The following is a 13285-nucleotide window of genomic DNA, read 5'->3' as shown; positions in this document are numbered from 1 at the left end:
CCCCCCGCTAGCGTCGAACCCCCTGCGCCCAGCCAAGGGGGCGGGGCCGCCGCGGTGGCCGAGCCCAGGGTGATGCCCGCAGCGGAGCGAATCCTGGCCCAGGCCGGGCTCAGTGCAGCTCAGGTTCAGCCCAGTGGCCCAGGGGGGCGCCTTCTGAAGGAAGACGCCCAGCGGGCTGCCGAGGCCAAGTCGGCCCCGGTCCCGGCTCCCAGCCCTAAGCCTTCCCCTACCATTCCCCTCATCCCCTCAGCCCCTGGCGAGCGCAAGGACGATGTGGTACCCATGACCCCCTTGCGCCGCCGAATTGCCGAGCGGCTGCTCTCGGCCAAGCAAAACACCGCCATGCTCACCACCTTCAACGAGGCCGATATGGGGAGCGTGATGGAGCTGCGCAAGGAGTACGGCGAAGGCTTTCAGAAGAAGTACGGGATGAAGCTGGGCTTTATGAGCTTCTTTGTCAAGGCGGTGACCCAAGCCCTGCAGGAAATCCCCCAGCTCAACGCCGAAATCCAGGGCGCCAACCTGGTGTACCACCGCTACTACGATATCGGCATCGCCGTAGGGGGGGGCGAGGGGCTGGTGGTACCGGTGATCCGTGACGCCGACCGGCTCAGCATGGCCCAGATTGAGGCCACCATCGCCGACTATGGCGAGCGGGTGCGCAGCAAGAAGATCAAACCCGAGGAGCTGATGGGGGGTACCTTCACCATCACCAACGGGGGGATCTATGGCTCCTTGAACTCCACCCCCATCCTCAACCCGCCGCAGGTGGGGATCCTGGGGATGCACGCCATCGTCGAGCGTCCCGTAGCCAAGGGGGGGCAGGTGGTGATCCGCCCGATGATGAACCTGGCCCTCTCCTACGACCACCGGGTGGTGGATGGGCGCGAGGCGGTGACCTTTCTCAAACGGGTCAAAGAGCTGATTGAAAATCCGGTCCGGCTGGCCCTAGAAGTTTAGTACAGGTCACCTGAGGCTTGGAGCGAGGTTGTCTCATGCCAAAACATCAACTCATCGTGATTGGAGCCGGGCCAGGGGGGTACGTAGCGGCCATTAAGGCCGCCCAACTGGGTCTCGAGGTGGCCTGCGTCGAGAAGGAACCGGCCCTAGGGGGCACCTGCCTGCGGGTAGGGTGTATTCCCTCCAAAGCCCTGCTCGACAGTACCGAGAAGATTCACGCGGTGGAGATGAATCAGGTCATCGGGGTGCGGATTGCCGGGGCTGAGCTGGACCTGCCGGGGCTGATGGCTTTCAAGGAAAAAGTGGTCAAGGCCAATACCGACGGGGTCAACTTCCTGTTCAAGAAGAACAAGGTCACCCGCTATCACGGCCATGCCCGCTTTACCGGGCCCCACACGATTGTGGTGGAGGGGCCAGAGGAAGTCCAGGAGCTCGAGGCGGAGCGCTTCATTCTGGCCACCGGTTCCAAGGTAGCCCCCCTGAGCGGGGTGGAGCTGGATTACGACATCCTCGGAACCTCTGACCAGGCCATCGCCTACCCCAAAGTACCCGAAACCCTGGTGGTGATCGGCGGCGGGGTGATTGGCCTCGAGCTGGGCTCGGTGTGGAACCGCCTGGGAGCCAAGGTAACAGTACTGGAATACCTGCCCCGGCTGTTGGGCGGGATGGACGGGGAGCTGGCCAAGGCCGCCGAGCGGGTGTTTCGGAAACAGGGCATGGAGATCCGCACCGGGGTTCGAGTGACCCGGGCCTATGCCCAAAACGGCCAGGGCGTGGTGGAGTACGAGGGCGGCGAGCCCTTGCGGGCGGAGCGGGTGCTGCTGGCGACCGGGAGGATCCCCAACACCGATGGGCTGGGGCTCGAGGTTATCGGGCTCGAGCCCGATCCCAAAGGTCGGATCCCGGTCAATGCCCATTACCAGACCCGGCTGCCCCACATCTTCGCCATCGGCGATGTGATTGCCGGGCCGATGCTGGCCCATAAAGCCGAAGAGGAAGGCATCGCTGCGGCCGAATTCATGGTCACCGGCTACGGCCACGTGGATTACAACTCCATCCCCAACGTGGTCTACACCCACCCCGAGATCGCCTCGGTGGGCAAAAGCGAGGAGGAACTCCAGGCCGAAGGCCTCCCCTATACCAAAGGAACCTTCCCCTTTTCCGCCAACGGCCGGGCCCGGGCTATGAACGACACCGAGGGGTTTGCCAAAGTGTTGGCGCATCGCGATACCGACCGGATTCTGGGCATCCACATCCTGGGGCCTCGGGCCGGTGACCTGATCGCCGAGGCCGCGGTGGCGCTGGCCTTCCAGGCTTCCGCGGAGGACCTCGCTCGAGCCTCGCACGCCCACCCCACCTTAGCCGAGGCGCTCAAAGAAGCCGCCATGGCCGTAGGCGGAAAACCCATTCACATCTAGGCCCTTTACTCTTGAAAGCGCCCCAACCCCCGGAAGCGGCGGTAGCGGTCCTCGAACAGGGCCTCCGGGGGAAGGGGCTTGAGTTCAGCCAGAGTCTCCAGCAGGGCCTGCTTGATATGGACAAAGGTGGCTTTGGGGTCGCGGTGGGCCCCCCCACCCGGTTCAGGGATGATCCGGTCCACCACGCCTAGCTCGAGCAGATCAAACGCCGAGAGCTTGAGGGCCTCCGCTGCTTTGGCGGCTTCTTTGGCATCGCGCCATAAGATGGCCGCACAAGACTCCGGGCTGATCACCGAGTACCAGGCATTTTCCAGGATCAAGATGCGGTTGCCCACCCCAATGGCCAAAGCCCCGCCCGACCCCCCCTCTCCCAACACGATGGCCACCGCCGGAACCCGCAGCCGGGCCATGCGCTGGATGCTTTGGGCAATTACCCAAGCCTGGCCGCGCTCCTCTGCGCTGATCCCAGGGTAGGCCCCAGGGGTGTCAATAAGGGCCACGAAGGGCCGGCCAAAACGGTCGGCCAGATCCATCATCCGCATGGCTTTGCGGTACCCCTCAGGATGGGGCATCCCAAAGTTGCGGTAGATGTTTTCCTTGGTGTCACGGCCCTTTTGGTGCCCCACGATGACGATCGGTTCCCCCTCGAGGTAAGCCAGCCCCCCCACCACCGCGGCATCATCGGAATAGGCCCGGTCGCCGGAAAGCTCGACAAACCCGGTGGTGATCCCCCCAATGACGTCCAGGCTGGTTGGGCGCCCTGGGGCCCGGGCCAGCTGCACCCGCTCCCAGCGGGTGAGGTTCTCGAAGGTGTCGTTTTTGAGCTGGGCCAGCCGCTCGCGCAGCACCGACAGCTCGTCCGAAAGGTCCACCCCACTCTTGGTAGCGAATCCCTCGAGCTCTGCAATCTTGGCCTCGAGGTCAGCGATGGGCTTTTCAAACTCAAGCGCCACACAAACCTCGCCGGTAGATTCCCCGTAGGGCTTCGGGCCCATACCCTGGGCCGCACTCGATACGACGCTCATGGGTCATAGGTCAGTCTCTTGGGTACAACAATTTTAACACGTCGGCCACCGTCTCCTTGAGCTTGCGGCGGTCCACCACCTTATCCACCATGCCGTGCTTGAGCAAGAACTCCGAGCGCTGAAACCCCTCCGGCAGGTCCTGGCGGATGGTTTGCTTGATGACCCTGGGTCCAGCAAAACCGATCAGCGCCCCTGGTTCAGCCAAAATCACATCGGCAATGGCCGCGAAGCTGGCCGTTACCCCGCCGGTGGTGGGGTCGGTGAGGATCGAGATGTAGGGCAAGCGCCGGGCCCACAAGCGATCCAGGGCCAGGGTGGTTTTGGCCATCTGCATCAGCGAGAGCGCAGCCTCCTGCATGCGAGCCCCACCCGAGACCGAGACAATCACCACGCTGCGGTTTTCATTGGCTGCAGCCTCAATGCCCCGGGTTAGCTCCTCGCCAACCACACTCCCCATCGAGCCCCCAGCAAAGGCATAGTCCATGACCAGCAGCACACTGGGCACCCCCCCCACCGTGCAACGCCCCCCCACGATGGCGTCGGGCCGCCCGGCCTCACGTTGGTAGCGCTCGAGGCGTTTGGGATAGGGTTCGGTATCGGTGAAGTTCAGGGCATCTACCGGCTTCAAGCCGGTGGTCTTTTGGAAACTGCCCTCGTCCGCCAACAGCTCCACCCGCTTGTCGGCTGAAAGGCGCATGTGGTAGCCACACTTGGGGCAGACATACCAGTTGGCCTCGAGGTCTTTTTTATAGATTTGCGCGTCGCAGTTAGGGCACTTAACCCATAGCTCAGGCACATCACGGGCCTCGCCCTTTGCCCGGCGACGGCGGAACAGCCGCTCCAAAGCCATGACGCATAGTTTATACCACGCCCCTGGGGTGTGGGGGGCTGGACTCGAGACTCAGCGGCTGGCAGCCGCGCTTACGTAGGGCGTGGGATCCACCGCGGAGCCGTAGCGGTAGACGGTGTAGTGCAGGTGGGGCCCGGTTGAGCGCCCGGTCGAGCCCACCGCTCCAATCCAGTCTCCCTGCTGTATGGCCTGCCCCAGGGCCACTCGAGCCTCCGAAAGGTGCCCATAGAGGGTATAGAGCCCGTTCTCGTGGTTGATCAAAACCATCAGGCCAAAGATGGGATTCCAGCCCACCTGGTCTACCTTGCCTGAAGCCGTGGCGTATACCGGGGTGCCCAGCGGGGCGGGGAAATCCAGGCCGTTGTGAAACTCTGAGCTGCCCCCACCAAATGGGCTACTGCGATAGCCAAACCCAGAGCTGATATAGGTTTGTACGGTAAGGGGCATCCCTGCCGGCATGAACTGGGCCCAATTGGGGGGTTCAGCCCCCGGAGCAGGCCGGGGGCTGGCCCGGCGCACATAGGGGCGCGGCGCAGGGTCTTTGGGCAAGGGGTTCTCGAGCGCCTCCGCGGTCTCCTCGAGGGTCGCGCCAAAGCTGCTCATCTGCGCGCGCAAGCTGAGCAGCAGGTCCCCGGTACTCACCGGCTGGCCGGCTCCCTTGGGGCCACTGGGCACAGCATCGGGAAGGGGAGCGGAAGGCGACGGCACAAGCTGCACCTTGGGCAGACCGGCTTTTTGGCGCAACCGGTTGATCTCGCTCTCCAGTACCCCCAGGTCCTGCTGGAGCTGTACCGCCTCACTGGAGTAGGCTCGGGTACGGCTGCGCTCGGCCTCGAGTTCCAGGGCTAGGGTTTTGGCCTGGGTCTCGAGGGCCCTGAGCCGCTCCGCCTGCTCCCGAGGGCCGCTGCCATACCGGGCGACCCAGACCAGCAACACCACAAAGGTCAGCGGAAGCACGACCGCCACCCACAGCGGCACCCGCACCGTTAGGGCAGGGTTGGAAGGCTGGCGGTGCATATCTCCATCAGTTTAGCGGCCAACTGAACTCGAGCCGGTGATCGCTAACCCGCCATACGCCCCGGGATCCCCACCTCAGGGCTACTGGTTGGCAACCGTTGATTTCCCCCCCTGGGGCAGGGCTTTGGGCTCGCCGGTCTGGCTGCGGCCCACAAACACCGCTCCAGCTTCCACATCCAGCGAAAGGGCCCGGACATCGCCCTCGACCCGGGCCGTTTTGGTCAGGTGCAGCTTGCCTTGGGCGATGATCTGCGCGTTGACCTGTCCATGCACGATGATGTTGTGGCCCTTGACCTGCTCCCCCTCGAGATGGGCTTTGGGGCCGATCTCCAAGTCCCCCTCGGCCATGAGCGAGCCCTTGATCTTGCCGTCTATGCGGGCTGGGCCGCTGGTTTTGAGGTTGCCCTCGAGTTCGCTGCCCTCACTGATATAGGTCAGGGCTCCAGGAGTGGGTTTGCGTCCGCCTAGCATCATGGTTCTCTCCTCTGGGCGGATCAATGATACCCGCCAACTCTAGGAATAAAAGGCCAAATTGGGCTGCGCCCCCCCTTAGTTCAAGAAAGCCCCAGGGTTCACCGCGGTACCCCCCTGGAACACGGTGTAATGAACGTGTGGCCCGGTGCTACGCCCCGTAGAGCCCACCAGGCCTAGGGTATCGCCCCGCTCCACCCGGTCGCCGGGCTTGACCAGAATCTGCGACATGTGCCCGTAAAGGGTCTTGTAGCCATAGCCATGATCCACGATCACCGCCTGGCCAAAGGGGCCGTTCCACCCAGCGCTCACCACCACCCCTGCCCCGGTCGCGTGAATGGGGGTGCCGTAAGGCGCGGGGAAATCCAGGCCGTTGTGGAACTCAAACCCCCAGCCAAAGGGGTTACCCCGGTAACCAAATCCAGAAGCGGTGCGCGTATACCCCAGCAGCGGATACCCAAACGGAACCGCGGCCTCGCGCTGGAGGGTCTCCTCGAGCGCAGGGGAAAGCTCGCCCAGGGTGCCGTTGAGCCGCCGGGCCTCACCATCGGCAAAGGCCAACACCTGCCCCAGGCTTGCGGGAACCTCAGCTCCGCCCCTAGGCCCCTCGTTGCGGGTGGGGGTCAGGCGAAGCGCCGGCATCCCCGCCCTGGTTCGCAGCCGGTTGATCTCCGCCTCGAGGGTCGCAAGATCGTGCAGGATCGCCTGGGCTTTCTGGCTCAGGGTGTTGTTGTGGGTGCGTTCCGCCTCGAGCTGGTTGTTCAGGCTCCGGGCCTGTTCTGAAAGGCTCAGCAGCCGCAGTTGCAGGCTACGCATCTCAGCGGTGCGCTGCCACAACCACAGGTTGAGCCCACTCCAGCCGAGCAGCCCCAACACCACCACCAGCGGCACCCAAACCGGTAGGGAAAGGGTGCGGGGAACCGCCCCGGTGCGGGCCAGCCACAAGGTGTAGCGGACCGGGTGACGCTGCCGTCGCACCGGCTATAAGTAACCCATGAGGGTTGCCCAAGTCAAGCACAATTGCAGCCCTTGGTCAAGGGCAAGCCCTGGGATGGGCAGAAATCACGCCCCAAACGGGAATTCCGCCAACCCCCCGTGCCCCTTAATCCTTGCGTTACATCCGTAACGGGTCTCCTCAGGCAAACTGCTCCGCTGCGGCCAGCGCGACCTCAACCGCGTGCTGTACCGCGGTGGCTTTGGCCTCCAGCACCGGCTTTTCATCCCGGGTGCGCTGGGCGATGATCCCACACACACACGCTGCAGCAAAACCATACACGTTGCCCATCTTGAACAGGGTTCCGGCCTCCATTTCATAGTTGATGACCCGAAGGTTGCGGTACTCTTCCGTGATGCCCTGTAGGGAGCGCATCAGGTGCGGGTTGGCCGAACCGGTGCGTTCCTGGCCTTCGTAAAAGGTGTCCACCGAGGCGGTAATGCCCAGGGCATATCCCACGCCCAGCTTCTGCGCAGCCTCTACCAGGGCTACGGTCAGGAAGGGGTCGGCACTGGCAGGGTACTCCGGCGGGGCGATATCGTTGGCCGCCCCCTGACGGCACAAGGCCCCCTTGGAGATCGCCACCATCCCCGGCTTCAGCTCTTCCTGGATGGAGCCGCTGGTCCCGACCCGGATGATGGTCCGAATCCCGGCCTGCACCAGCTCGTTCACCACGATACTCAAAGACGGGGCCCCCATCCCGCTGGTAGCCGAAAGGATCGGTTTGCCGCTCGGCAAAAGCCCCAGATAGCTGTTGAGCCCCCGGTTCTCCGAGAGGGTTCTGGGCTCCTCGAGCATGTTCTGGGCGATGAACGAGGCTCGGTTGGGGTCTCCGCTCAGAATTGCCAGTGTGGGACGACGCTCGCCAAGATCATGGAGGGAAAACCCGAGATGGTAGAAGTCAGGCATGCTGTAATTATGCGCCATTTGGGCCTTTTTAGAAGGCTGAACCGAACGCGCCTCGAGCGGTATACTGAAGGACGGTGCAACTATGGCTGGACACAGCAAATGGGCTCAAATCAAGCGCAAAAAGGCAGCCAATGACCTCAAAAAGGGCAAGGTGGTCAGCAAGTACATGCGGCTGATCGCCGCCGCGGCCCGGGCCGGGGGCAGCGCGGACCCCGCCGCCAACGCCTCCCTGCGCAACCTGATCGAAGCCGCCAAGTACGAAGACGTCCCTAGCGATAACATCGAGCGCCTGCTCAAACGGCTGGCCGGTGGCGATGAGGAGGGCAGTCACTACGAAGAGGTGGTTTACGAGGGGTATGCCCCTGGTGGGGTCGCCATCATCGTCAATGCCGTGACCGACAACCGCCAGCGTACAGTGGCCGAGGTGCGCCACGTGTTTAACAAGCACGGTGGTAGCCTGGGGGCCACCGGTGCCGTGGCCTGGCAGTTTGACCGCCGGGGGTATATCCGGCTCGAGACCAACAGTGACGCCGCCCAGGAAGCTGCGATCGAGGCCGGGGCCCTAGACCTCCAGGAAAGCGAGGGGGGCCTGGAGATCTACACCGATCCGCATGAGGTCTACACCGTCTCAGAAGCCCTCAAAGCCAAAGGCTTCAAGCCCGAGGATGTCTCGATTACCATGATCCCCCAAAACGTCGTCAGCCTGGGCGTCGAGGATGCCGAAAAGGTGCTGCGGATGGTGGAGGCCCTCGAGGAGCTCGACGACGTGCAGGACGTGCATACCAACCTCGACCCGGCCAGCCTCCCGGTCGAAGCCTGACCACCAGCCGGCTACGACTGAGCCGTTTTTACGACCTTCTCCCGCTCCAAATCCCTGACCTGGGCTTCGCTTAGGCCCAGAACCCCCGTGAGCAGCTCGAGGGTATGTTCCCCCAGCCGGGGTGGGGGGGCGTGAATCTGGCCTGGGGTGCGGGATAAAAACCCCAGCGGCGAGCCCACCAGCGGCAAGAGGCCAAGGGTGGGGTGCCGAACTTCCTGCCGCAGGCCACGGGCCTGGGCCTGGGGATCGGCGAAGGCTGCGGCCAGGTCATTGACCGGAGCACAAGGCACACCGACCGCCTGCAGGCTTGAGAGCCACTGGGACATGGGTTGGGTTCGGGTGATCTCCGAAAGCCGGTTCACCAACTCCTCGCGGTGGGCTACCCGCCCCGGATTGGTCTGGAAACGCGCATCCTCCCAAAGCTCTGGGCGGCCCAGGGCCTCGCACAGCTTTTGGTACTGGGTATCGTTGCCCACTGCCAGAATGATCCAGCCATCGGCCACCGGAAAGGCCCCGTAGGGAACAATCTGGGCATGGGCATTCCCCCGGCGCTGTGGGGCTTTGCCGGTCAAGAGGTAGCTCTGGGCCAGATTGGCCATGGCCGCCAGGCCCACATCGAAGAGCGAGAGATCGAGGTACTGTCCTTGTCCATCGCGTTCCCGCGCCAAAAGCGCCGCCAGGATCGCGTTGGTCGCGCTCAGCCCGGTCAGGATATCAATCCAGGCCACCCCCACCTTCATCGGCGGCCCCTCCGGCTCCCCTGTGACCGACATGATGCCGGTATAGCCCTGAAGCGCCGCATCGTAACCGGGTTCGGCAGCCCGGGGACCGGTCTGGCCGAACCCGGTGATGGAGCAGTACACCAATCGAGGGTTGAGGGGATGCAGGGCCTTATAGTCCAGTCGGTAGCGGGCCAGATCCCCCACCTTGTAGTTTTCGATCAGGACATCGGCCCGACGGGCCAAGCGGCGCACAATTTCCTGCCCACGGGGGTCTTTTAGGTTGACGGCCAGGCTTTTCTTGCCTCGATTAACCGAGAGGTAATAGGCGCTCTCTCCTGCGGCTCCCAGTTTCCAGCCGGTAGAGGCATCGGGCTCAATAAAGGGGGGGCCCCAGGCTCGTGTCTCATCCCCCCAGAGGGGCTCGAGCTTCCACACCTCTGCCCCCAGGTCCGCCAGGGTCTGCGTGCAGTAGGGACCGGCCAGCACTCGAGAGAGGTCCAGAACCTTGACTCCAGCCAGCGCGCTCATAGCCAAAGTTTACCCACTGGGCCTTACCGCTCCCCAAAAACCAGGTCATAACGGTAGAACTGCACATCCCGCACCATGCCGAATTTCTCGTAGAGGGCTTGGGCTGGGAAGTTATCCACAGCGGTCCGCAGCCACATCCGCTGGCTGCCCTGGGCCCTGGCAAAGTCGCTGGCCGCCTCCATCAAGGCCCAGGCCACACCCTTGCGCCGGGCCTCGGGCACGGTAAAGAGGTCGTTGAGCAGCCAGACGCGGCCCAGAGCCACGGTGCTCCAGTGGGGGTAGAGCAGCGTGAAGCCCAGCGGGGTCTGGCCCTCTAGCGAGAGGAACACCACAGCCTCCCCCTTCTCGAGCCGTCCCTGCAGGTACTCGCGCACCGCTTGGAGGTCTGAGGGTTGTTGGTAGAACCGGCGGTAGGCATCCACCAACGGGAGAAGGGGCTCGAGGTGTTCGAGGGTGGCCCGGACGATCTGCACAGGGTCAATCTACCCCACCGGCCCAGGCCTGGCCACCCGCTCGAGGCCCTTCAGGGTAGGTCGGGCTCAGACCGCGACGGCCACCCCACCCGAGGCTGGGCCCGATGGTTCAACCACCGCAGCCAAACCTCCAAGATGCCATACCCCCGCACGCGGAGCTCCGCCCTCGGTGGGCGCGGCCCCGGCAGCAAAGCCGCTTGCCAGGCCCTGGCCAGACGGGTTATCGGCTGAAACTCCAACAGGCTCAGGGGCTCACGCCCGGCCTTGAGAAGGGATTGCGCGCGCAGCAGCCGGGCATACCCGTGCCCAACCGAGAAGCCCCGCCCCGCCGTATGGCTCAGCAGATACTGGGAAAGGGCCAGGGCCTTCTTGAGGTTGTGGGCCTCGAGCACCTCCCCCAAAGCGATCAGGGCATAAAAGTAAAGCGTGGGGTGATGGGCCTGCCGCGCCAAAAACACCGAGCGGCGCAAATGGCTGTGGGCCGATCGGCCTTCATAATGGGCCCGCAAGCCCATCGCCAAGCTGCATAAGGTCTGGGCCTCGAGGTCTTCGACCCCCTCCAAACCGCGCATCAGGCGATCGAGCATGGCGGAGGCTTTTTGGCCTGGGGTCAGGGCGTAGGTCAGGGCCAGATGGGCCAGCAGGATCGGGGTAGGGGCCCGGGCCACCGCCGCTTCCCCAAACTCCTGCGCCTCTTCCAACCGCCCCGACTCCTCCAAAAACCGAAGATAGCTCAGGCTAACCGCCTCGAAGCAGGGCTGCGGGGCCTCCTCCGCCAGCACCAAAGCCCGCTCCAAGGAGCGTTCCGCTTGAGGGAAATCCCCCAGATCCAGGGCCAGGGCCGCCTTGGCTGCTTCGTGGCTTGCACTGAACCAAGGCGGCAACACCTCATCGGGGCCCTCGGCCAGAACTTCCCAAGCCTCTTGAGGCCTAAACTGCCGCCACAAGGTCTGGGCCAGCAGCAGCCGGGCTTGAAACCGCCCTACCGGGGTGGTGGCGGATTGATCCAGGTACATCTCGCACTCGGCCTGAGCCCGGGTCAGATGCCCCTCTTTAAGCCAGCCCCGGGCCAGAATTAGATGGGCGGGGGCCTCGAGATTCCCTGGCAAAACCCCCAGCAATCGCCGGGCCTCCGGTGGGGGCAGGGTACGGGCCAAGGCCAGCCGCAAACGGGGTTCCTGGGCGGATGAAGGGCTGATTCGCAACGGCTCCGGCTGGCCCAGCTCGAGCAAGGCTTCCAGGCGAATGGCCAGGGCTCGCTCGTGCAGGGCCTGGGGGGCTTCGAGCGTTTGCAGCACGAGATCAGCCAGCTCCCGCGCCTCAACGTAGCGGCCTAGCCCCAGATGGGCCTCACCGGCCTCGAGGGCGGCGTTGAGCCGTACAGTGCCCTCCGCCAAGCGCAGGGCCTCGAGGTAACCCAGGATCGCCCCAGGGTAGTTCTCCTCGTTCCAGGCGCTTTGGGCCACCACCCTCCACAAGCGATACGCTGCCGTTACCTCCCCGGCTGCCTCGAGGTGGGTGGCCGATTCGGCCAGACGGCCCTGCCGCTGATACCAGCGGGCCGCTTGCTGATGCCAAATCTGGACCTGCTGCCCCCCAACCTGTCCTAAAGTGGCCTCGCGCAGCCAGGGGATGGCGAAGCGAAGCTGCCCCCGCTCGTCGCCCTCCAAAAACCCCTCGCCCACCAACCGGGTCAGATCGGCCTCCTCCCCCACCAGGTGGCGGACCAGCTCAGGGGGAACCGTGGGGCCCAGCACCGCACTGGCTTGCAGGGCCACCCGGGCCAGGCGGGGCAGGCTATCCAAGCGGGGCTGGTACAGGGGAATCGGCTCTGGTTCACCGGTGTTGGTCAGGCTGAGGGCTTGTACCGCCAGGGGAAACCCTCCGCTGGCCTCAGCCAGGTGCAGGCTGGTGGCTGCTCCCAGCTCAGGGCGGGCCTGAAGCACCAGGGTTTGGGTTTCCTCCAGCGAGAGGGGGCCTAGCTCGAGCGGTACCAAGTCCGGCGCGCTGCCCCAGCGGTTTTGCCGCGCCACCAGCAGCAGCAGCACCCCAGGTGGGGGTGGACGGCGGGTGAACTCCAAAACGGTAGGATCGGCGTTGTGCATGTCCTCGAGCACCAACACCAGCGGCTCCCTCTGGGCCACCCGGGCCACCACCTGCCACCAGGTCTCCACCAAAAGGGCATCCAGCTCAGCGGCGCTGAGCCCAGGGTGCTCATCCAACCCGATGCTGAAGGTCAGAATGGAGCGCAACCGCTCGGGCAGCTCGAGGCTCCGCAGACCAGAAAGCCCTTCAGGAAGGAGCTCTTGCAGACCTTGGCGCAGGGCATAGCGCAGCGCCACCCCGGTGGTGAGCCGAGGGGCCACCAGGCCGCGCCGGCCCGGCCCCAAAGTGGCCACAAAGTGTTGGGCCAGGTGTGATTTCCCCACCCCCATCGGCCCTGAGAGCACCACCCGATAGGCCCCACCCTGGGCCACCTCCTCGAGCAGTTCCTGGAGCCGGGCATACTCGCTCTGGCGGCCCACCATCCCCGGACTCCCCTCGCGCAGCCCCAGGTAGCGAAAGGGGGTAAGGGGTTCGGCATACCCCTTGAGCGGCTGGGGTGGCAGGGCCTCCCCCATGGCCGATCGGACCAGCCGCAGGGTGGTGGCATCCGTCCAAACCTCTCCTGGGGGGGCGGCCTGTGAAAGCCGCTGGGAGAGGTTCACCGCCGGACCCAGCACGGTCTGGTCCCCGGCCAGCCCTCCTCCCAGGGGGGTACGCAACACCAGCCCACTGGCCACCCCAGCCCGGCCCGGAAGCGGGCTCGAGGCCACCATGGCCCGGGCTGCCTCGAGGGCAGCCTTGGCATCTGACTCCTGGCTCCGAGGCACCCCAAACACCGAGAGGAAGCCGTCCCCAAAGAATTTATCCACGTGTCCCCCGAACAGCCGGGCATGCCCCGCAGCGCTCTGCAAGGCGGTGTTGGCCGCGGCCCAGGTGTCCTCGAGGGGGTGGGCCAAGGCATACTCGGTGAAGCGGGAGAGGTCAAAGAAAACCACGCTTACCCAGCGTCGCTCCTGTATAAAGCCGCTGCTGGGCAACAGCGCATTGCCACA

General features: G+C 64.7%; 12 protein-coding genes. 3 read left to right on the top strand and 9 right to left on the bottom strand.

Annotated elements, in window-relative coordinates:
• Both sucB and lpdA read left to right on the top strand, forming a co-directional pair.
• Positions 1 to 960: dihydrolipoyllysine-residue succinyltransferase (gene sucB, locus Mgrana_RS04015; RefSeq protein WP_119356323.1), on the top strand; the 960-nt coding region annotated here is incomplete at its 5' end.
• 35 nt (positions 961 to 995) lie between these two features.
• A complete protein-coding gene (gene lpdA / locus Mgrana_RS04010; protein WP_119356305.1) occupies positions 996 to 2378 on the top strand; it encodes a dihydrolipoyl dehydrogenase in 1383 nt (460 codons plus the stop codon).
• Positions 2379 to 2383: 5 nt separating this feature from the next.
• Here the strand turns inward: lpdA and Mgrana_RS04005 are convergent, their stop codons facing one another.
• From Mgrana_RS04005 to Mgrana_RS03980, 6 genes are all read right to left on the bottom strand, one after another.
• The gene (locus Mgrana_RS04005) at positions 2384 to 3331 is read right to left on the bottom strand and encodes an acetyl-CoA carboxylase carboxyltransferase subunit alpha (RefSeq protein WP_119356322.1); all 948 of its coding nucleotides are present in this window, start codon (positions 3329 to 3331) and stop codon (positions 2384 to 2386) included.
• Between the two features lie 82 nt (positions 3332 to 3413).
• Complete coding sequence (accD, locus tag Mgrana_RS04000) at positions 3414 to 4253, bottom strand: acetyl-CoA carboxylase, carboxyltransferase subunit beta (RefSeq protein ID WP_119356304.1); 840 nt, start codon at positions 4251 to 4253, stop codon at positions 3414 to 3416.
• A 51-nt stretch (positions 4254 to 4304) separates the two neighbouring features.
• Complete coding sequence (locus Mgrana_RS03995) at positions 4305 to 5270, bottom strand: M23 family metallopeptidase (protein ID WP_119356303.1); 966 nt, start codon at positions 5268 to 5270, stop codon at positions 4305 to 4307.
• A gap of 81 nt (positions 5271 to 5351) precedes the next feature.
• The gene (locus Mgrana_RS03990; protein ID WP_119356321.1) at positions 5352 to 5741 is read right to left on the bottom strand and encodes a bactofilin family protein; all 390 of its coding nucleotides are present in this window, start codon (positions 5739 to 5741) and stop codon (positions 5352 to 5354) included.
• 78 nt (positions 5742 to 5819) lie between these two features.
• Positions 5820 to 6719 (bottom strand): M23 family metallopeptidase, encoded by a 900-nt coding sequence (locus tag Mgrana_RS03985; RefSeq protein WP_119356302.1) that lies wholly within the window; start codon positions 6717 to 6719, stop codon positions 5820 to 5822.
• Between the two features lie 157 nt (positions 6720 to 6876).
• Entirely contained in the window at positions 6877 to 7644 is a 768-nt protein-coding gene (locus tag Mgrana_RS03980) for a nucleoside phosphorylase (protein ID WP_119356320.1), read from the bottom strand.
• A gap of 82 nt (positions 7645 to 7726) precedes the next feature.
• Here Mgrana_RS03980 and Mgrana_RS03975 point away from each other — a divergent pair, with 82 nt between their 5' ends.
• Positions 7727 to 8464 carry a YebC/PmpR family DNA-binding transcriptional regulator gene (locus tag Mgrana_RS03975; protein WP_119356301.1) on the top strand — a complete coding sequence of 246 codons (738 nt, stop codon included), beginning with the start codon at positions 7727 to 7729 and terminating at the stop codon, positions 8462 to 8464.
• Positions 8465 to 8475: 11 nt separating this feature from the next.
• Here the strand turns inward: Mgrana_RS03975 and Mgrana_RS03970 are convergent, their stop codons facing one another.
• Genes Mgrana_RS03970 through Mgrana_RS17215 form a run of 3 tightly spaced genes read right to left on the bottom strand, consistent with a single transcriptional unit; the run spans position 8476 to position 13228 of the window.
• On the bottom strand, positions 8476 to 9714 hold the full coding sequence (locus tag Mgrana_RS03970) for a CaiB/BaiF CoA transferase family protein (protein WP_119356300.1): 1239 nt from the start codon (positions 9712 to 9714) through the stop codon (positions 8476 to 8478).
• A gap of 23 nt (positions 9715 to 9737) precedes the next feature.
• Positions 9738 to 10187, bottom strand: coding sequence for a GNAT family N-acetyltransferase (locus Mgrana_RS03965; protein ID WP_206075045.1), 450 nt, complete (start codon positions 10185 to 10187; stop codon positions 9738 to 9740).
• Positions 10188 to 10237: 50 nt separating this feature from the next.
• Positions 10238 to 13228 (bottom strand): AAA family ATPase, encoded by a 2991-nt coding sequence (locus Mgrana_RS17215; RefSeq protein WP_276309143.1) that lies wholly within the window; start codon positions 13226 to 13228, stop codon positions 10238 to 10240.
• Between the last annotated feature and the right edge of the window lie 57 nt (positions 13229 to 13285).

The organism is Meiothermus granaticius NBRC 107808, from assembly GCF_003574355.1.
Lineage (GTDB): Bacteria > Deinococcota > Deinococci > Deinococcales > Thermaceae > Meiothermus > Meiothermus granaticius.
Note: the sequence above shows the minus strand (reverse complement) of the source record. Positions and strands in the feature narration are given on the sequence as shown.